Origin of the sequence: Nitrososphaera viennensis EN76, from assembly GCF_000698785.1 — an archaeon.
Taxonomy (GTDB): Archaea; Thermoproteota; Nitrososphaeria; order Nitrososphaerales; family Nitrososphaeraceae; genus Nitrososphaera; species Nitrososphaera viennensis.
Window position 1 is genome coordinate 2,150,766 of record NZ_CP007536.1, and the last position, 19,735, is coordinate 2,170,500.

A 19,735-nucleotide genomic window follows, 5' to 3' on the forward strand; every position below is an offset into this window, starting at 1 on the left:
GCCGGCTGCCATACTTAACGTTCTGCAACCCGTGACTAGAACAAGGTTACAGAGGCATGCTCCGTTCGGACAAAACCTGATATATTTTCTGGCGCAGGATCAGCTATGGCCGGCACCAGGTTTGCAGTCTATGCTGCCATTGCCGTCGCAGCCTCCGTCGCGCTCATTGCCGTGTCGCTGTCAGTCGTGCCGGCCCTCACCACAAGCGCCCTCTCGCAGGGCGAGGAAAAAAGGGTGGTGGCGTTTGAGCAGCGCTACAATTACAGCCTCGGAAAGGAAACATGGGCTGCGCGCAGCCTGAAACTAGGCGACATCAAGCCGGACAGCTATGTAGTGATTCTGAACCCGTTCAGCACGGACATGGGCAATTTTGTACGCCAAAAGATTGCCAGCGCTGCTTCAGATAAAGTCCAGCAATTCTGGGCCAAGACCGAGCCCTACTCGCACTACAACCTAGTCAGGCTGCCAGCGTGGCTTGGCGGGCAAAAAGACGACGTTTCGTCGCTGCGGGCGTACAGCGCAATTGCCATCTCTAGCGGCTGCCTGTCCCGGTACTGGGGCGACGGCAGGTGGGCAATAGAGGACCCATGCCACGGCGACAGGTACAGGCCGTGGGACGGCTTTGCGTTTGAAGGGCCCGCCGCCGTAGGAATAACCAGCTACTCTGTCCCGGGCACTGCAGAGCCGGTCGCCCTTGCCACGCTTGCGCTTTCAGTCGACAAGGACGGATACATCACTGCCAAAAAGCCCGACCTGTCAGCCAACGGTGCGGCAGGGCAGGGCCGCAGGCTGTCTCAAGATGAACTGTCAGAGTCAAACGCGGAAATGCTTGCCGCTGCAAGCCAGAGCGCCGGCTACGCCCTTCCCTTTCCGACAAGCGCATCTGGCAAGGCTCTTGCCACCATCAAGCCTGCGCAGGTGCAGTGGAACGTGCGCGTGACGGGCGACCTGAGGGCCTTTGCGGCGCTCTATGTCGACTATTCGACCTTCAACTATGACAGAATAGAGATAGCGGCATATCCAGTAGAGTCGTACCCTGACCTTGCGCTTGGCGACCCGCCTGCGGATCTGGCAAAGAACATGCTCAATGCTGCGCCGTCCGAGGGCCAACACGTCAAGAGCGGGCCGGGGATAGCGGGCAGGTATGCGGTCCTGGTTGCAAACGAAGGTCCGGATCCAGGCTATGCGGAAGCAAAACTGTGGGGCAAGGGAACCGACGGGACAGACCTGTTCGTGACGATAACGGCCACCGGCATGACAATGGACGAGCTGACATCCTTGGCAAAGAGCCTCGGCCTGGGCCCAGAAGATTGATTTTTATCACCTCTCACTCGCTTGCTGCTTGTTGAAGATTCGGGAAGGCTCGTACGTACTCCTGTTCCACACGTCGCGCAAAAAGTGGCTCACCAAGGTGACGCCCGACAAGAAAATCCACACGCACATCGGGATCATCGACGTGGGCGCCACTATAGGCATGGAGTACGGGTCCGTGATAAGGACGACGGAAGGAAAGGTGGTCTTTCTCATCGAGCCCACCACCCACGACTTTATCATGAAGTCAGAGCGCAGGACGCAAATAGTCTACCCAAAGGACCTCGGATTCATAGCCGCGCGCACCGGCATGAAAAACGGCTCCAAGATACTGGAGATAGGAACGGGAAGCGCGGCCGCAGCGACGTTCTTTGCAAGCATCGTCAAGCCCGAGGGCCACGTTTACAGTTTTGACGTCAACCCGGATTTCATGGAGATTGCCAAGCGCAACCTGGAAAAGGCCGGCATGGCCGACTATGTGACGCTAAACCGCCACGACCCTCACGAAGGCGTCGACGTGAGGGAGGCAGACATTGCCATAGTCGACCTCGGCGACCCCTGGACGGTGCTTGACCAGGTGCACGACGCGCTCAAGGGAAGCGGCGCGTTTGTGGCCATCTGCCCCACCATGAACCAGATCGAGAAAACGGCGACAGAATTGAAAAAGAGCGGCTATGCCGACATCGAGTCGATTGAGCTTTTGATACGCACGATGGAGGCGCGCGAGGGCATGACCCGGCCTTCGATGCGCATGATAGGGCACACCACCTACCTTGTCTTTGCCAGAAAGGTGCAGAAAAAGGCCGAGGCGCCGTCTGACGAGCCCGGAGAAGGAGAAGGGGAAGAAGGAGAAGAGGCGGGACAATAAAATGGGGCGCGCTAGGCCGATGACGACGGCATGTCCATGTCCATCGCAAGCGAGCCTTTGAGCATTTCCCTGAACGACGCGACATCTTCCGTGTTTATCGTGTAGGGCTCTGCGCTGACGGCCTGCTGCGGCGCGGCAGCGGCTGCTGGTGGCGTGATTTCCAGCTTTTTCTTTTCAAGAGGAGCTTGTTGCGGCGCCTTCCTTGGGGCCCTTATCCTCCTGTCGGTCAGCGATTTCTGCTTTTTCACGCTTATCTTGACCTTGAACCCGTACCGGCCGTGGTGATCGCTCCACCTGTCGACCTCCACAATGTTCCCCATGCCCTGCAGGCGGTCGCCTTCCTGCGTCACCACCATAAAGTCGGTCCTGTCGCCCTTTTTGATGGTGGATATCTTTTCGTAAAAGTGCTGCCAGTCAAGCGGGTTTGTCACGAGGGCCTCCACCGTGAGCAGGTCGCCCACGCTGACCTCGCTGACATAGCTTGAAAGGATCTCTATGTTGCATAACCTGGCGTACATAGAAAAGGTATCGCCCGCATTGCATTTAACATTTTTGGCAAGAAAACCTGCTAGTTTCAAAAGTGACATGGTTTATTCGTATATCAATATAGATAATCTGTAAAAATTACTGTAAAATGCAAATTTTTACAAGCTATGGCATGGAGCGCAGTATCGGGACAAGAGTGGTGGAAGGCAGGTTGGATTCGACAAGGTAATGGTACCCTTTGTATTCGTACCAAACAAACGTCGTTATGCCGCACGCGTCACAGTATTCCCGTACGCCCGCGGCGCTTCCGTTGATGTGAGTCAGCCTCGCCGGGAAGCCTCTCTGGTTCAATTCGTCTATGCTGGATTGGTACTCTTCTTGCGCATCGCCTTGGTCTTCGCCGGTCCGCTTGTCGTACGATATCTTGATGGCTCCGGCTGGATCTTTAGAGCCGAGTGCCCAGTAGGGTATCCCTGAAAGTCGTGATCCCAGTATACAAAAACGCCTTCTTCCTGCCTGCCCTGTTCAAACGCGCAATGATACCCGGCGGGCAGCATTGACGGCTCTTTGACAGAACCACTTTCCTGGCCTGGCATGCTGTTGTTGCAGAGCGAACCTGCCTTTGCATTTTCAAGGGTGTTTGTCTCTGACTCTGAAGAGTAGATTATCCTGCCCGTGTTGGCGCCCACAAGATAATACGCGGCATCGTCGTATCCTGCGCTTTTGTCCTTCTTTACGAGCACCTGCACGGCGTACGCCAGCCTGTCCGCGTTGTTATCTTGCAGATCCAGCTTGCTGTACTCTGGGTAGCAGGCCAGGCTTGCCGGGTCGCACCTGCCAAGGACCCTGTTTTCGCCATTGTCTATCACTATGCGGGCCCCGCTGGGCGCAAAATAGTACAGCATGACTGGGAATTTCTTTGACAGCGGGTAGTCTGCTACCTGTGCGCCCGGGTTTCTGGCAAGGATGTCTTTTGCCACAATGCCTGCCGCGTCTTTTTCTGACAGTATGGGCTTGAGCTCGGAGACAGAGGGAGGCATGCTGGGCATGACCACGACGGTTCCTGTCATCCACGGGCCCGGCTCGCCGTGGTATCCGAATTCTCCTGCCCTTGTGAAAGTGAATTCAAACGAGTCTCTGGGCTGCAGCAAACGCGGCCCGTCCTTGGAATTGGTGGCTGCGTAGAAATCGGGGTCATGGTCGTTGTCTGCCGCTATGCCATGCGGCACCTCGTCTTCGTTTGTCCACCGCACCGTGTTGTTCATGCCCAGGAACACCCTGACTGTCTTGGGGTCGTACGTCTTGCCGGACGATTGCACCGACGAGTCCTTCAGAATTCTTACGTCAACGACCTGCGGGAACACCTCCATCGTCCTGCTGGTCTTCAGGGTGTCATACTCTGCCGATATCCTGTAAAGCCCTGCCTCCCTGATTATCACGGGGCTTGGGCCGATGCTCTGGTTGTTGTTGTCGACATATTTCCCGCCCAGCGCCCAGTTGATGTCAACCGGGCGGCTTTGTTCAGGGTCAGTGACGCACAGCACTATGGCATTTCCAGAGTCCCAGATCACCTCGGAAGTATTTGCGTTTTTTATGGCGACATGCGGATAAGCGCATGACAAAGTCGTGCCTGTGACTCTTACAGTGATGTCCAGCGCCTGATCTATCCGGGGCTTTGGCGGGACCTCTATGCTGATTTCTGTGATGTGTGTTTTTTCTGCGGACAGGGAAGGCGAAAAGAAAAGGCCAAAGAGCACGACAAGGGCTATGCCGGCGGCAAGACCTGCGATGACCGGAATAGTCGTCGCCCCTCCCTCCTCCGCCATGTATGTATACGCCTTTTTCCTCTAGGAAGGCTCTTTTGAAGTTTTATCCAAACGGCCAGAGTTTCTGGACTGGAGGTTCTGATCGATACGCCCGGAGATGGCGACTCAATTTGGGTCCACTGGACTCGCAAAAGGCTGACACGTTAGCTTCTCAAGTGCTGCTAATCGCGCGGAGGCCATTTCAATATATAGAAGAATTCTTCGTAAAAAGTTTATCCGTCAAATATTGACTTTAGAGGTTAGCCCAGTTAGGAATAGTCTCCCACAATAGAAAACCCTGTGGGTAGTGGATTTTTGGGAGTGATATTTTTGGTTACTCTTACTCTGTGTTGATAGTCCAAGATGTTCCCTTTTCTTTCATAGTATTCTGCCGCTAGAACGGTAGCCGTAATTGATGTATTTCTCGCCAGTTCCTCTCTCAATGATTCATCGAGGTTCAATAGGTCATCAGATGACGCTCTTTTTTCCAGACCATTCATGTGCACATACAGTATTGCCGGACGTGTCCCACTGAATTGACCACGTTTTTTCTTGACGGAGTTAACTATTTTTCCAATACGATCATTCATAGTGCCAGAATCGAATCCCAATACTCTTGGATTCTCACAGAAGTTGGCCGTAAAGATATTTTCTGAATCAAGCTTCATATTCATAACCAAGTGGTCATATTCATCGAGGACAACTTGCGGTAATCCTGAAACAGGTACTTTTTGATCCTTCCATGATACTATCTGCAGCTTGATAGTTGTACCATTATCGTAATGAAATTCTCCCTCTTTTTTGCTCTTGAGTAGTTTCTGCATTTCATTTTTTATATGTTCTACATCTTGATCGGTTGGATCGCTCCGGGTAACTATGTGTACGAAGTAATTAAGACCAACATATTCCATTAGGCTAACCGCAGCTCTCGCCACATTATTCCACTTGTCAATATTCTCTCTGTCTCTGTCAGTTTTTCTATCCTTCTTGGTACATTCGACTTCTATGTCATCAACCAGTAGATCATAGGTTCTCTTTCCTTCTTGCGGTGTAGTTTTGACAAATTGTATATTATTCCCTCTTTCTGCATAAGCGGCCGCCACTTGAATTTCAAAATAGGTCTTCTCGAAAAGATCTTTCTTAGGAGATCTTAGTTCCAGTATCTTTTCCTTCAGTCCTTCTACTTTCTTATCTTCAAGTATTTTAATGCGTTCGCCCAAGTATGCCGTTCTTAGCGCCGCTTCATCTATGTCTAATATTCTGTTCTGCAAGCTTTTCTGAATCTGATTTTCAGTTTGATAGACTAGATAGGCCAGCGGATGCCACGTTTCCTCAACGCCTAACAATCCAAGATTACGCAAGTTTGTTGGCTTGTATGATCGTATTTTTCCTATTTCTTCAGATAGCCAATCCTCTCCAACTGACTCCCGAACTTTTTTTTACGCTCTCAATGAACACATCGAGATTCATATGACGCATAGTCTATTCTGATGAGATACATACAATCTAGTTATGTTTTGCCAACTTATGCCCAATGTAAATCCATCCAAAGCTTACAATCTTGGCTCGCTACCAATGGGGATATTCGTGGGTATTCATGCAACATTTCATATACAAGGTCAAGCGTGGAATTGGCTAGGGCCCGTCGCCTAGTCAGGACAGGGTGCTGATCTGAAAAAGAGCGCATGCCTCCGGAGCTAGTTGTCGTGGGATCGAAGCCCACCGGGCCCGCTTACTCCACTTATCGAGTCCACACCTTAAAAGCGCAGAAAATACGAAATTAGCGGAGGGAAAACAGGGAAACAAGAGCTGCAAGAAAAGAAGCAAGGATCTTTTGAAGGACGACGATGTAAGGAGATGGTACGAAAACCCGTCCAGAAGCAGCAAGCTGAACGCAGATGTATATCTGCGCAGGCTGAGGCTCTTTTGCGAGCAAAGGCACACGACACCAAGCAAGCTCGTCACCATCGGTACCGCCAACCCAAAGCAGGTCGAAGACATGCTGCATGACCACGTTCAGCAGCTGGAGACTGAAGGTTACGCGCCATCCTACATCAAGGGTGTCCTAAAAGCAGCCAAGTCGTGGCTTTCGTACAACTATGTCGAGCTGAAACGCAAGATAAAGGTGGCAAATGCCGACATGGCAGTCACCTTGCAGGACGAAAGGGTGCCCACAAGGGAAGAGCTGAAAGCCGTACTGAATCATGCTTCGGTAAGAGCAAGGGCAAGTGCAGGCCTGATCGCATTTGCCGGATTGAGGCCGCAGGTTCTGGGAAACGCTTCTGCTTCCGACGGGCTGACTGTTGGAGATATACCCGACCTGAAGATAGTCGACGGAAAAGCTGTGTTCCAGACAGTGCCGGCGATGGTCATCGTAAGGTCAACATTGAGCAAGGCAAGGCACAGGTATTTTACGTTCCTTACAAGCGAAGGGTGTGAATATCTGGCTGCATACCTTGACAAGAGAATTGCCAGCGGCGAGATCATCAATGAAAGCTCTGCTCTGATAACCCTCAGCCAGGGATACTTGATGAAAGGGAAAAACAAAGATGCTGGCAAGAAGTTCATCACCACACCTGCAATCACAAAAGAGATCAGAGAAGCTATACTGCCTGTAATCAAAGCCCGACCTTACGTTCTGAGGGCGTACTTTGACACTCCGCTATTGTTAGCTGAAAGCCAGGGCAAGATTGCACACGCTTACAGACAGTTCTTCATGGGACACAAGGGTGACATCGAAGCCCGGTACACCACGAACAAGGGAAGGCTGCCTGATGAATTGCTGACAGACATGAGAAGAGCTTTCAGAGAATCAGAACGATTCCTGAGTACGGCCACAGCGGAGGTCCAAGAACAAGACAGAAAACAGCTGCTGCTTGAAATGTGGAGGGAGCAGGCCAAGCTGTACGGCATCGACCCGATGAAGATAAAGATAGAAAAGCAAAGAGACGGCAAACCTCATGGCATCGAAGATGAGATGCTTGCGATAAAGGACGCGATTGCAAAGGCAAGGGGGTTGAATGTAGAAAGCTATGAGGGAAAATTGGTGGCAGAAGAAGAACTTGTCTCTTACGTCCAGAGTGGATGGGACATAGTGAAGGAGCTGAGGAGCGGCAAGGTTCTGGTCAGGAAGAGGGTCTGTCATCAACTAGCAACTTGAGCAGCGTCTCTACAGCCCCTTCTTCTTTTTGTATGCATCTTCAGATATTGCTGATAAAAGTGTGTTGACCAGTTTCAGATAAGGTTCGATGGCGCTGCTTACAATGACATCGACAAATTCATGCCGCAGGGTCTGTAGCGCCCCATCGACATCCAATGAATAGACGAATATGGTATCACCGAGAACTTCACCTTCCTTCTTTGAATCTGCTTTGGGAGACCAGACAACCTTAAACTCGGTCTTTATTCCTGCCCTAGCCTTTAGCCTTTTCAGCTCTCGAGGATGAAGGAACCGTTCTGTTCAAGTCTTGGATTCATTGCCAAGTGATAAGTCAAATGTATAAAAGCCGTGAAACCGCGAGAAAACTACTGAAATTTAGTGCAAAATGAAAGATGGTTTTTCGTCTTAAATATCTTGGATGCATAAAATAGCACAGAGTAGAGTAAATCAAAGCCAAACTACAGTCTGTCCGGCAGGATCAAAAGCTCACCTGTACCTGGACACGGGGAGACTGCTGTAGCATTTGCCTTTTTTTGAATTATGCTTTGGAAAATGCAGTTTTGATGCGTGACGCATCAAAGAACTTAAGTACAAGGTATGCAAGTAGCACAAGACAATTGCCGATTGTTCCGCCACAGCAAAAAGAAATTTCGGGGTCAATTTCCGCCTTAAATATTTACGACGTGTATTATGGTGTAGCATAAACTAAGAACCGAACGACCGTTGTCCGTCAGGACAAAACCCGTCGGTACCAGTGGTACCAAAAGAACGCGGTGCCGTAGCACCAACCTATTTTGAATTATGATTTATCCAGCAGACTGCAGTTTTGGTGCCCCGGGGGCTCCGTTAACTTAGCCACCATCCTTGGCCAGGAATGTCATAAACCGTATCATGTCTGCGCCCATATGCAGGTACAGTAAAAATAATTTGAACCAGTTCCAGACATGCTGTCTGTCACAATTCTCCTTCCTGCATGGAAAGTGGTCGTCAAAACACTCCGTCCTGTCCTTGATATGCTGTATAAACCGCTCCATCAAATTCTTCAATTCTGTACCGTACACATAATGGCGTAATCTGAGCCACCTGCAAGCATCATTGTACCACTGAGCACCGTCTGTGAATATCGGCCTCCTTCCATACCTCCTTTGCAACTGCTTGAAGAACTGGTAACATACGAAAATGGTCCTCTCACGAGACAGATGCATCATCAAGCATGTGCCAATAGTTGGTTCGTACGCTATCCATAGCCAATAGTCATGCCCATCTATCTGCAATAGTGTTTCGTCAACAAATATTGCCCTGACAAGGCGTCTGTCTGTCCGGAACCTGTCTGCAAGGCTGGAATATTTCTGTACCCATTTCCATACAGCAACGTGGCTCCTTCTCTTTATTGGTGATAGCGATCTGGCTGCCAGCCGAAAGCTCCTAGAATTAAAATACAGGTACAGTGCATATCTGATTATAGCTGGGTCTGTCCTCTTTCTCATGCCAATGAAAAGCTAGGACAGTCCTAGCTATACAGATTACCCTAAGTTAACAGAGCCCCCCGGGCATCAAAGAACTTAAATACATGATATATAAAGAACGGCTAAACCAACTGGCACCAGTGGTGCCATTCCTGCAGGCTGGTGCCAAATTTTGATACCAGTGGTACCAGTTTTGGCACCAGGGCACGGATATGTGGTACCAGTGGTACCAAAATGACTGGTACCAGCATCAAAAAATGGCACCAGTGGTGCCAAACATGTGCAGTGGTACCACTGGTACCAACTTTCAGCAGGATGGACACTCAACCTGGTACCAGCGATGGCGCCAGACAGGATCAAGTGATACGCCGATGCATAGCCTGCCAACGGTGGGAAATAACATGAAGAACCACAGTCGTGGTCATGACTTGATACGCCTGACAAAGCGACACATAAGGTGTTATCAAACCCGGTTAACCCTAGCTCACCAAAATGATTGTAAAGATATTTGCCGTCGCAGAGCATTGTTCTTGCGCTTTCGGACACTGCTCTAGTTCTGCCGCAGAATGGCAATAAAGCTGTGTGTACCTACAATGCAAAAAGATAGTTGCTGCTGGTGCCAGCAATTCCCCCGCATTATCCATTTTCATGTCCAATTTTCTTTAACCTTATCATACATTTTCTATCTGTCCAACTACGTTGTATGCTAAGATCCTGTCGTTTGTTTACGATTGATATTTACCCTAACTCTGTGCCGTTGCTTCCCTATTTTCTATCTGCAATCCGTCTTTAAATTGTGCATTACATCCAATTTTCTATTCGCGTTATTTTTGATGGTACTGTTCCACGTGTGTTAGCTACTACAAGACAGATGCCATTTTGGAAGAATGCATTGATTCCTTTCATTTCAAGCCGATATCAGCTTCGAGCTCTCGCTGAATGTTTACCGTATTTTTTACATCATCAAGTTCCATTGCCACTGCCAACAAAATAATCATACTTCAAGAATCCGCTTTATCTGTCTTGGAAATTCATGTTCTTCTTTCACCATCCTGCTCAGCTGCGAGCATAAACTCGAGTCCCTCTGCAGATGTGCATCTTGAAGCTTCAAAAGGTACAGAATGTTTTATTGTGTAAAGCTGCCTGGTAACTGTCTGCCAGAGCAGACCTTCCTCATTTACCGGTTTTGAATCATCCTTCTGTCAGGACTGTTCATATTTCTTCTTCTATCGATAAAGTACACCACAAACCCTGCCACCGTTGTTATAAATCCAATCATCAGCAAAATGGCCGAGATCGTCAGCGATTGCAGATATGGCTCGCTTGCATCAAACATTGGTGGATGGCCAAAAGCTGCTACAAACTTGACATTCTGCTCATTGCTGCCCTCTATAGTCAGCTTGTAGTTTCCAGCTTGCTTGACTGGAAAAGTACCAATAACTGGCTGGCTCTTGGAGCCTATCCTGGTCTTGAGCACGATGCTACCGTCTGGAGCAGCGACTTGTACTCCAACTTCCTTTCCCTCCTTGAGCACTACAGCAAACATGCCGACTGTCTCTCCATTGCCAGTACCTGCAAAATATTTGGTCATGCTGAATATCTGCCCGGGTTCTAGTGATATGCCCGGCTGCTTTGATGCAAATGTGTCAGTGTACATGACCAGTAGCAACACAGCTGCAAAAACCATCGCTATTCCTGCCTTGAGCACCAGTATACCTCGGCTCATACAGCCGTATGCATCGTGACTTTAAAAGGCGTAAAAATGCCCTTCAATTTTTCTGCCTTTTATGAGCACATGGCCGTTTGGCTTGTGGATGTATTCGTGACGTTACTATCAACATTGGTAATAGTGGTATTATTTTCCTCATCAGCTGTTGTTGATTCCGCCGCTACTACTATCATCGACAACATGCAGCAACAACCGCCACAGCAGCCGTCTGGTCCCGATCTGCCGGGCCAATTTATGTCGCTTCTATTCAAGCTCTTCAGTGACGGCGTTGCCGGCTCGTTTGCCTATCTTGTAGACAGCCTGGGCGGCGAGCATGGAATATACTTCTTTTTGGTGTACCTGCCTGTAGTACCTGATCCTTCCAGCTCTTCCTTTGTTACAAGCGGCAGTAGCAGCACAGATACAGTCGGGCTGGCAATCCAGAGCGTGTTTGCGTCGGTGCAGAACATCTCTCTTGTGTTCTATGTCTTTGTACTTACATTTGCCGGCCTGTCATATGCATTTGAGTCAATCCGCATAATGAAGGAAGGTACCGCTTCCACCATACTGTCTGAAAGCCTGGTAACACTGGTGCTGATGTTTGTTGCTCTTCCAATCTACAACACCGCAGCTTCAATGATCAACGTAATTACAACGCCGGATTCAAACCTGATCCTGCGGCAGGGCGATATAATGGGCATAATAAAATCGACAATAAGCCCGCCGGCTGTCGACCCTGCTCAGACGGTGCTGAGCTCAATAATGTCTGTCTTTGTCTTCATTTTGGACCTTTTGGCGCTGGTTTCAATAGCAGTCTTTGGTGCCCTGCACATATTCTTTGTAGGTGCCCTCGTTGCCGTGCTGCCTCTGCTTCTTGTTTTGCGCCTGCTGCCGCTGACCAGAAACCCTGCCAACTCTCTGATTGAAATGCTCGTCGGGCTTGTGCTGTCAAGCCTGATGGCTGCCATATTCCTGAGGTTTGGATTTGAGGTATCTTCTCAATGGGGCGGCCTGCTGTCTACTCTGGCTGGATTTGGCACTCTGGTGTCTGCTTCTCTGATGCCTACCGTGTTGGCGCCAAGGATTGGAAACGTGTTTTCAAGCACTGCCGGCATCGTAGCGACCGCCGCAACCGGTGCTACTGTGATGGGTGCGTTTGCCGGAGCCGGCGCGCTAGCTTCAGGGATGTCGGTTGTGCAGGCTGCAGGTGGTCTTGGCAAGGTGTTTGGTAGTCCTTCGTCTTCTACTGATCCAATCAGCAGCAGAATCGTTGGTTATACGAGCGGCCTTCGGATAGTTGCGCCAGCAATGCTTGCAGGAGGGGCAAGGGGAGCCGGCCGTGGCCTGGCAGAGGCTGTCAAAGGGATAAGAGTTGGGCCAGATCTGATGCCTGCTGGAATCAGGGTACAGCCGGCAAGCCTGTCTTCAAACTTGCAGACCATAAGAGAAAGGGCGCCTTACAGCACAGCTCTGTTACATCTGGAAGGAAGGACAGCAGAGCTTGCATTTACGCCAATACAAGGTGAGAGCGCAGGGCATGGGTGGAAGTTCATAGAGAAGGTTTCTAGCATGGATGAGGAAGCACTTGCTATAAAGCTTGCAGATGCTCTTGGGGAGCCTTCGCTGAAACAAAATCCGAGGCGGACAGCCGCACGCTTTAAAGAAAGTGTTGGCCAGTTTAAAACAAACCCATTACTGGCAAGCAGGGTATCTTTGAACTTGGAAAAGTTTGAACAGACAGGTCCTCCACCCAAAGAAGCTGCTGCTAGCCTCATACACAATAAAAACAAGTTCAATCAGAGGCTCAATAAGGAAAATGCGAAACTAAGGGAGCAGAAGCGTGCCAGTGAAAGAACTCTGCGGTTCACAGGTACTACGCCAGTGTCTCTGTCAAGTCTGTTCCCTGATGACGAAGTGAAGTAACAGACTCTGCAAGCCAAGAAATTTCCTTTGGTGAACACATGGTTTGGCCTAGCTTTCAGACCACTTGTCAGCTGCTATATTCTTGAAAGGGATAAAGCCTTCCTTGCCATACAACTCTTTACCTATTATTTTCATCTCTTCTTTTACTTCTTTGCATCTTTGCTTATTCTTCGTCTTTCTGGCTTCAAAATATTCGTCGTAAAGGTCATCAATCTTGTTGTGTAGTATGAATGCTTCTCTCTTGTATGCAAGCCATTCCTGTTTGCTCATCTCTTCCATTCTGTCTCTGCCTTGCCAGATGCGCTCATCTTCGTGTTTTCTCCATCCGGGTACCTTGTTCCATTGCAGCGTGCTTGTTGCGATATCTACAATAACAAGAGAATTCGAATTCAAATCTTGGTTTGAGAGAGACGACGAAGAGAGATTGGCAGCAATAGGTTCACGTGCTGCTAAGTTTCTTTGGCTTGCAGCATCGATTCCAGCGTCTGCCGCTCTGGCATCATCATATTCTTTGCCGGCGGCCACCATCATCTTGATTAGATTTAGCCAATAATCGGCAGGCTTTGCATCTTCTTTACCTTTTATTATCCAATATTTGTCCTTCAGTATCTTTATGCTATCGTGGTCTGGGTAAGAAATTATCAACTGATCCTTCTTTACTGGAGTAACGCTTTGAATTGCATGGAGAGCAATCACTCTGACAAGACCATGCCTGTCAGATTCAAATGCGATTCTTTTGTTGGTCAGAGTTAACGTTCCTGCGCTGCGGACCTTCCTGCCTGATTCACTGCTACTTTCCAGCACTGCTCTGCTTTGGGCTATCTGTTCTTCATCTGCATCTAAAGTGATCATTATCGTTTTCCCTCCCCTTTTTGTATCCTCTCCGCTCCTCTTCCATCATCACGGCTGCGACCGCATTTTGAAATAGTCCCTCACAACCCTATCTGCTATGAAATACCGGCCGCCTTCCTTGTACACAAGGTCGTACTCGATAAGCTTTGTAAGCAGCCTGGGCAGGTGCGTCAGCCTTATGTCGGCATCTTTTGCAAGCTCGGAAATAGTCTTTTCTCCAGACGCAAGCGATTCAAGCACTCGCCTGTAGTTGGTGCTCTTGTAGTTTGGGAGGTCTTCGGTCACAATGTAGTTGACGTACAGGTAGAGCGCGCCCGTAGTACTGGTCAAAATGCGCCGATAGGTCTCTTTGACAGACTCTCCTTCCGTCTGCGCCTCTGCAAGCATTACGAGGTAGAACGGGTGGCCATCAACGAGCGCATACGCGTCCTCGCAGTCTTGCGCAGTGGCACGAGGGTTTGACTTCAAGAAAAGATCTACTGCATATTCCTTTGCAAGAGGTTTAACCTCGATGATGGCAAAGTGGCCAAAGAGGGGGCTACCACCTTCTCCCAGGATGTTGCGCAGGTAGTGTATCCGTGAGCCGCTCACTATGAAGGAGACGTTCTTCCTCCGCTCAAGGACGGCGCGCAGAAAGTCAAGGATGTTTTCGAGGCCGTCGTACTTGACGTACTCTGTCACATGTTGGAACTCGTCTATCATTATTACGACTCTTCTCTTGGAAGCTTCGGAGATGCGGTTTGCATATTCAAAAAAGTTGTCAAGGGCACGGTCATACTTGCTGTCCCTATCTTTTATGTAGGGGTCGATCTCTATCGCTGGCTGCCCCGTGCTGTCCAACTTCGCCAGGAACCGGGCGCGCAGACGCCTTATCTCTGCAAGCTGCCCAAGCGAGCTTGTTATCTTGGACAGGAGTTGTGATGCTTTTGGCAGGCCCTTTGCATATGCCCTTGTCAGTTTTTCTGTCAACACTTCTGCAAGCTCTACCGGTGAGTAGCGGTACTCGCCAAGGTCGACGTACACCGGGATGCAGCAGCCTGCGGCATGGTTTCCTTTTTCAAGCTCCCGCTTGACCTTGTGCAGTATGGTGGATTTGCCTATCCTTCTGTGGCCTATGAGGGCAAAGTTTGCGTTTGCTTTCTTGTCAGTCATGGCTTTTAGAATCCTTCCTACTTCGCTCTCTCGGTCGATTACGTCTTCAGGCGGCTTGCCTATCATCATGTGATATGTCATCGAGCATATATGTAGGCTGACATATATGTTTATTGACATATTGTTCTTTCAATCTCCGCTGCTTGGAGATTCGAGTCGACGTACAATGGCAGTTTGATTTGTCGTATTAGATGTGTTGTATGACTCTGGGTAAGACAAGAAACCCTATAACCTGCCATCATTAGACGATCTATAGCAAGAAAACCGGCATGCGGTTGTTGATTAGACTCAGGTGCGTGGAGGACGGTCCGTATGAAATGCAGTATCATTACCATTTGCAGGGATTTATCTACAGTCTGCTGAAGGGCAGTAAATACGACTATGTGCACGACAAGGAGGGGTACAAGTTCTTTTGTTTTTCAAACGTGTTCCCTGCATATGACCTGAAGAAGGGCGACATCCGCACCTTGGTAGTGTCGTCGCCAAGCGCCGGGTTCGTTTCACATCTCCGCGACGCATTGAGGCCCGTGGATGGCGTAAAACTGGGGTGCATGAGGTTCCAGATCGACTATGCCCGTGAGCTGGACGTTAAGCTTCCCGATGCCCCTTTTACAATTATCACCGGCACTCCTATCGTTATGAGGATCCCGCGGGAGATGTACCGAGCGCAGGGCGTGGAGCCTAAAGGCCAGTACGAATACGTCTATTGGCGGAGCGACCACCCAATCGACCTCATTATGTCCCAGCTTGAGGCCAACTTGGCGAAAAAATACGCCCAGTACTTTGGGCTGGCCGCCGCCCCTGGTCATCCTGAAAGTGGTAGTCGCCATCTGCTGCCTGTCGGCCTCTTCCAAAAGTTCAAATTCAAAAAGCAGATCTCTACTCGGGTATTGATGAAGGGCTCCGATCATGTGGTGATAGGGACGGTGTGGGAATTTGAGTTTGGCAGAGACGCCAACAGAGACATGGTGCGGTTCGCTCTTGACGCCGGCTTGGGTGAGCGTAATTCTCTAGGATTTGGGTTCCTGAACGTTAGATGAATGCTGCGGAAGAAACCTGCGCAAGTTCGACGCCTGTCTCAAACGAATATTGCATATTTGCAACAATGATGTCCTGGTCCTTATCAAGATACCATCTATTGATGTCCTTAAAGTAGTGGTAAGGGATTGAAACCGTCTTCTTTTTAATCGTCTGCAACTGCTTCAACCTCTCTTTTCTGTCCTTGTTGCTGTTCAGCCCTGCCACTGCCTTGTCTATCTCTTCCTGATTTGCAGAATAGACTTGGCTTGGAATCACGCTGACATTCAATATCCGTCTGAAAAGGCGCTGCGCTTCTGACTTTGTTTCGACAGAGAAATTATATTCTTCAAGCATCTTGATAGACGTGTCGAATTTAGCTTTGTAGCCTGAATCTTCAAGCGCGGGGTCGCCAAAAATACTCTGCACAAGTTCAAATTCATCTACGTCTGACATCAGAGAAGAGTTGTGCGTGCATAAGGCCTGCTCTGTAAGACTGACCAAGTCTTTGTCATAGATGCTCCCTTTGTCAGAGGGCACTGTGGCGACATAGATGTTGGGTTCGGCGCTTGAATATTCTGGCCTGTTGTTGCGCCACACTCTTCCCCACCTTTGGATCTGCGAATCGACACTCGATATTTCCGTCACCATTACGTCAAAATCGATATTCAGCGAAACCTCAGCAAGCTGGGTCGTTATCCATATCCCGTTTTGGCACTTCAAGATCCCAAATTGCTCTTTGAACTCCCTGTCTTCATACGTGAACATGGAGTGCAGAAGGAAAGCCTGGGTTTGCCTTTCCTGTATGCACGACTTGATCTTCTTGGCCATTTTCACAGTATTTGCAATGACCAGCACGCCTCTGTATTTCATGCTCAGGTTCACTATCTGGTCTATCACCTCTGGGTCGTCGATAGCTTTTGGCATCATTCTCAGCCTGTGCCGTCCAGATGTCTTGAACTTTGGAGGAGGTCTTTCTATTCCGGGTATCCTTTCTGCTATGTAATCAAGATACATTTTTGGAAGCGTTGCCGTGATGATGCAAAACCTTCCTCCCAGTTCAGAGATATCTATGAGAGCTTTAAGTATCACTGCAACCATGTCCGGATCGTATGACTGGATCTCGTCAACTACGAGCTTCGAATATGCCAAGGTGGCAAAGATCTTCTCGTATCCTGAGTATCTGAATGCGGCAGTAAATATCTGGTCGGCTGTGCAGACCGAGATTGGCATGCCAAGCTGGCGCGCCGCGTCGATCTTCTGAAGGGTGTCTGATACCCCGTTATCTGAAGAACTGCCATCTAGGGTCGAGAGCGCGTACATTGCGCTGTCGCCGTGTAATAGGCCAATATTGTTGGATCTGTATGTCTCCTTGAGCCTTTCGTACATTGCATTGACCGAGGTTCGCATGGGCAACGCATAGAATGCCTTTTCACTATCTATCCATAGCAGCGCAAACTCGGTCTTTCCAGAACCGGTGCCGGCCTGTAGTATGACATTGTGTCCTGCGCTTGAACTCGCGTAGGGTGCTTGCCAGATATTCTGCGGCCTGACCTTCTTTTGCAGCGTGAGGTAATCTTTCACCTGTTGAGCTGAATGCTTGTTGGGAGCAACCTCGACAGCCATGTGCGCCGAGCCTGCATGATCAGCTCTGTGCAACAGCCCTTTCAGCAAAAGATAAAACCTTGCCTCTTCTGCCCCGTGTTGCACTTGCAATTTCCTGAGATACCGAGGAGAAGGTGACGCCAGGCCTCCTTCAAACAGTGGCTGCATTTCGTCAAGCTCTTTTATCCTTCCATCGACATCTTTTCTTATCGCGTCCTCAACAGGAATCCATGCTCTGTCGTTTAGCAGGTATTCTTTTCCTCTGCCGTGATGAAAAGCGACTGCCTGGTAAATTGCGGGCTGAATCTTTTCTGGAAATGGCTCCGCAAGGTTATGGAGAAAAGCGGGAGAGATAATGTTGTGTGGTATGTCAATTATGCCTTTGGCAACCTGCAATAGCTCCGACTTGTTCCTCTTTGCCGCCTTCAATATCTTGTTTTGAAAGAGTGACTGCACCTTGCCTAGGTCGTGTACCTTGCATGCAAGAAACAGCGCGTCCCAGAAGAATTGTCGATATGACTCTGGAACAGACTGCAGAATCTTTGCCCCATAACTATCTTTGAGAGATTGCGCTTCCTTCACCACAGTAAGGGTGTGGTTGTAGAGGGTCTCCGGATTATCTATTGGGGATGATTTGGCAAAGACCACCAAAGCCAGTTTTCACCATCGTACCAGCACGCGACGTCTGACTCTGCGACGTACGCCCCGCGTTCTACGTAGCGGAGATCCTCCCACTCAAAGTCTCGTATTAGTTTTGTCTGCTTTTTTATTTGCAGGGGCACGAGCTTGGAATAGCTCGCAAGCTTGTAGGCGACTCCTCTTGCCTTCAAAGAGTCTGCCTCTTTTGCAGAGACATATGCATTATAGGGTAGGTGTGAGATGTCAAGTTTCCGTTTTTCTATATTCACGATGTTTGCCTCCTCGATTTTTATGATGTCTTCTGCTCTGCCGAGGTAGAGGAAATAGGGCGGATGCCTGAACGATTCCAGAAGAGAGCGCAAATCCGAATCGTTTCTAGCGACAATGTGGATGAGTAATTTTACATCATACAGCGTATGAACGAGTAGGGGATACCTGTGAGACTGGTATCCGCCGGTTTGTTCGTTGTATTTCTTGTACCACTGGTAATCCCTCATCAGGGCGCCATAGGTTCCTTGGATGGCAAGGTTGAACGAGCCCTTCTCGAGCTCTCTTCTGAGGAGCGTGGCCATCAATCCAAGCAGGGTAGATGGCGGAACAAGCGGGTAGCTCTCTACTATCTCGCTGCTGATGGGGTTCCTATACACAGCATTATGTTGATGGAGTCTTAGCCTGAGCGCCTGCATCTTATTACCTGTAATAAGCTGCTACCTGCTTCTTGAGTTCTGATATTGCGAATTCCGGCGAACCGACATGCGGCCGGGGTTCTTTGGAAAAGGATGCCTCAAATTCCCCGATGTTGTTTGCAAAAAAGCCCTCTCTGACTCCAATAAACGTGTCGCTTGCCACTGACCTTGCAATTTCCTTTCCAGAGTCGTCTTTAGACGCATACGAACTACCGATCATCTGCGTGAGCGACGAAGCCTTTACCTTTGGCCTGCTCTTCTCCCACTCGATATTCGTGATGTTCTCAAAGAATGGGTTGAGCGTGTCATAAACCCCTCCTACGATAAACAGTGGCTTGAGGTCTTCGCGCCTGCCTTTGATATCTCTGTACAGCCTTCCCAATATGTCGAGCAGCTGGCTCACGCGCTCTCTTTTCTTTTCCACTCCAATGTCGCGGTTCCGTAGACTCTTCAAAAATGCCGCATAGTCCTTGTCATTTTCGGGCCTGCCGTCGTATGACACCCTCGTTCCTAGTTCGTCTGCCTCGGTGCCTATCCTGTGCAAGTCCACGCATACAGAATACCGGTACAATGACCTTTGATTCTCTATGTTGGCTATGTTCGGCGACAATTGTTTCTTGTCTGCCTGGTACTTGTTTGTCAGCATCTCGACGTCGCTGCTAAACGGCTCGAGCGCAATCGCAGGGAGCAGCCGGACTGGAGTAGTCCTAGTCACTATTGCTTCTTTTTTGTCAGTGATTTTCAAATTCGTCTGCATGTAGCCAAAGAGATCGGATTCTTCGCTATCTATGATACTCGACGTAAGCTGGATTACCTTGCTGTCGCCCTTCCCAGCCGCTTCCACCTCTGCCTGCCTCCACCCGAATTCTTTTACGCCTTGGATGAAAATGGAATAGCGCAGAGACTGTCTGGAAGAATAAGAGAATACCTCGCCGTTTCCCCTGTGGAATTTTTTTAAGACTGAAAGGTTGCTCCCGAATCCTTCATCATAGTTCAACGACTGGGCTTCAAATATTATTGTGGCTGTGAGACCTTGTGGTGACAGCATCGAATATGA

General features: G+C 49.3%; 16 protein-coding genes and 1 tRNA gene. 6 read left to right on the top strand and 11 right to left on the bottom strand.

Features of this window, described 5'->3' with window-relative positions:
* The first annotated feature begins 105 nt into the window (after positions 1 to 105).
* Both NVIE_RS12240 and NVIE_RS12245 read left to right on the top strand, forming a co-directional pair.
* Positions 106 to 1,314: a hypothetical protein gene (locus tag NVIE_RS12240; RefSeq protein ID WP_075055505.1), complete on the top strand. Its 1,209-nt coding sequence runs from the start codon at positions 106 to 108 to the stop codon at positions 1,312 to 1,314.
* A gap of 31 nt (positions 1,315 to 1,345) precedes the next feature.
* On the top strand, positions 1,346 to 2,179 hold the full coding sequence (locus NVIE_RS12245) for a tRNA (adenine-N1)-methyltransferase (RefSeq protein WP_227717374.1): 834 nt from the start codon (positions 1,346 to 1,348) through the stop codon (positions 2,177 to 2,179).
* Positions 2,180 to 2,190: 11 nt separating this feature from the next.
* Here the strand turns inward: NVIE_RS12245 and NVIE_RS12250 are convergent, their stop codons facing one another.
* The 4 genes from NVIE_RS12250 to NVIE_RS12265 form a co-directional block, all read right to left on the bottom strand.
* Entirely contained in the window at positions 2,191 to 2,697 is a 507-nt protein-coding gene (locus tag NVIE_RS12250) for a hypothetical protein (protein WP_075055506.1), read from the bottom strand.
* 133 nt (positions 2,698 to 2,830) lie between these two features.
* On the bottom strand, positions 2,831 to 3,016 hold the full coding sequence (locus NVIE_RS12255; protein ID WP_075055507.1) for a hypothetical protein: 186 nt from the start codon (positions 3,014 to 3,016) through the stop codon (positions 2,831 to 2,833).
* 5 nt (positions 3,017 to 3,021) lie between these two features.
* On the bottom strand, positions 3,022 to 4,491 hold the full coding sequence (locus NVIE_RS12260; RefSeq protein ID WP_075055508.1) for a cupredoxin domain-containing protein: 1,470 nt from the start codon (positions 4,489 to 4,491) through the stop codon (positions 3,022 to 3,024).
* 248 nt (positions 4,492 to 4,739) lie between these two features.
* Positions 4,740 to 5,831: a hypothetical protein gene (locus NVIE_RS12265; protein WP_144239716.1), complete on the bottom strand. Its 1,092-nt coding sequence runs from the start codon at positions 5,829 to 5,831 to the stop codon at positions 4,740 to 4,742.
* Between the two features lie 277 nt (positions 5,832 to 6,108).
* On the opposite strand from NVIE_RS12265, the gene NVIE_RS12270 reads away from it, so the two are divergent.
* Positions 6,109 to 6,201, top strand: a tRNA-Arg gene (locus NVIE_RS12270).
* Positions 6,202 to 6,304: 103 nt separating this feature from the next.
* Positions 6,305 to 7,630: a hypothetical protein gene (locus tag NVIE_RS12275; RefSeq protein ID WP_075055510.1), complete on the top strand. Its 1,326-nt coding sequence runs from the start codon at positions 6,305 to 6,307 to the stop codon at positions 7,628 to 7,630.
* 851 nt (positions 7,631 to 8,481) lie between these two features.
* Here NVIE_RS12275 and NVIE_RS12280 read toward each other — a convergent pair.
* Positions 8,482 to 9,117 carry a DDE-type integrase/transposase/recombinase gene (locus NVIE_RS12280; RefSeq protein WP_075053693.1) on the bottom strand — a complete coding sequence of 212 codons (636 nt, stop codon included), beginning with the start codon at positions 9,115 to 9,117 and terminating at the stop codon, positions 8,482 to 8,484.
* A gap of 1,156 nt (positions 9,118 to 10,273) precedes the next feature.
* Complete coding sequence (locus NVIE_RS12285; RefSeq protein ID WP_075055511.1) at positions 10,274 to 10,804, bottom strand: hypothetical protein; 531 nt, start codon at positions 10,802 to 10,804, stop codon at positions 10,274 to 10,276.
* 255 nt (positions 10,805 to 11,059) lie between these two features.
* Between NVIE_RS12285 and NVIE_RS12290 the strand changes: the two genes are divergently transcribed.
* A complete protein-coding gene (locus NVIE_RS12290; RefSeq protein WP_075055512.1) occupies positions 11,060 to 12,727 on the top strand; it encodes a hypothetical protein in 1,668 nt (555 codons plus the stop codon).
* A gap of 48 nt (positions 12,728 to 12,775) precedes the next feature.
* Here NVIE_RS12290 and NVIE_RS12295 read toward each other — a convergent pair whose 3' ends face one another.
* Entirely contained in the window at positions 12,776 to 13,579 is an 804-nt protein-coding gene (locus NVIE_RS12295) for a PH domain-containing protein (RefSeq protein ID WP_075055513.1), read from the bottom strand.
* A 48-nt stretch (positions 13,580 to 13,627) separates the two neighbouring features.
* On the bottom strand, positions 13,628 to 14,800 hold the full coding sequence (locus NVIE_RS12300; protein WP_075055514.1) for an AAA family ATPase: 1,173 nt from the start codon (positions 14,798 to 14,800) through the stop codon (positions 13,628 to 13,630).
* Positions 14,801 to 15,114: 314 nt separating this feature from the next.
* Between NVIE_RS12300 and cas6 the strand changes: the two genes are divergently transcribed.
* Positions 15,115 to 15,771 (top strand): CRISPR-associated endoribonuclease Cas6, encoded by a 657-nt coding sequence (gene cas6, locus NVIE_RS12305; RefSeq protein WP_227717375.1) that lies wholly within the window; start codon positions 15,115 to 15,117, stop codon positions 15,769 to 15,771.
* Here the strand turns inward: cas6 and cas3 are convergent.
* Genes cas3 through cas7i form a run of 3 tightly spaced genes read right to left on the bottom strand, consistent with a single transcriptional unit; the run spans position 15,764 to position 19,726 of the window.
* Positions 15,764 to 18,001, bottom strand: coding sequence for a CRISPR-associated helicase Cas3' (cas3, locus tag NVIE_RS12310; RefSeq protein ID WP_158435227.1), 2,238 nt, complete (start codon positions 17,999 to 18,001; stop codon positions 15,764 to 15,766). The genes cas6 and cas3 overlap by 8 nt on opposite strands.
* Positions 17,974 to 18,678, bottom strand: coding sequence for a type I-B CRISPR-associated protein Cas5b (cas5b, locus tag NVIE_RS12315; RefSeq protein WP_075055517.1), 705 nt, complete (start codon positions 18,676 to 18,678; stop codon positions 17,974 to 17,976). Before cas5b ends, cas3 begins: the two co-directional genes overlap by 28 nt.
* Positions 18,679 to 18,682: 4 nt before the next feature.
* Entirely contained in the window at positions 18,683 to 19,726 is a 1,044-nt protein-coding gene (gene cas7i, locus NVIE_RS12320; protein ID WP_075055518.1) for a type I-B CRISPR-associated protein Cas7/Cst2/DevR, read from the bottom strand.
* Positions 19,727 to 19,735 lie beyond the last annotated feature (9 nt).

Excerpts from the sequence above, each read along its gene's own strand:
- cas7i (WP_075055518.1), bottom strand. The coding sequence starts at position 19,726 with ATGCTGTCACCACAAGGTCTCACAGCCACAATAATATTTGAAGCCCAG.
- NVIE_RS12300 (WP_075055514.1), bottom strand. The coding sequence starts at position 14,800 with ATGATGATAGGCAAGCCGCCTGAAGACGTAATCGACCGAGAGAGCGAA.
- NVIE_RS12250 (WP_075055506.1), bottom strand. The coding sequence starts at position 2,697 with ATGTACGCCAGGTTATGCAACATAGAGATCCTTTCAAGCTATGTCAGC.
- NVIE_RS12295 (WP_075055513.1), bottom strand. The coding sequence starts at position 13,579 with ATGATCACTTTAGATGCAGATGAAGAACAGATAGCCCAAAGCAGAGCA.
- NVIE_RS12290 (WP_075055512.1), top strand. The coding sequence starts at position 11,060 with ATGTCGCTTCTATTCAAGCTCTTCAGTGACGGCGTTGCCGGCTCGTTT.
- NVIE_RS12240 (WP_075055505.1), top strand. The coding sequence starts at position 106 with ATGGCCGGCACCAGGTTTGCAGTCTATGCTGCCATTGCCGTCGCAGCC.
- cas5b (WP_075055517.1), bottom strand. The coding sequence starts at position 18,678 with ATGCAGGCGCTCAGGCTAAGACTCCATCAACATAATGCTGTGTATAGG.
- NVIE_RS12280 (WP_075053693.1), bottom strand. The coding sequence starts at position 9,117 with ATGAGAAAGAGGACAGACCCAGCTATAATCAGATATGCACTGTACCTG.
- NVIE_RS12260 (WP_075055508.1), bottom strand. The coding sequence starts at position 4,491 with ATGGCGGAGGAGGGAGGGGCGACGACTATTCCGGTCATCGCAGGTCTT.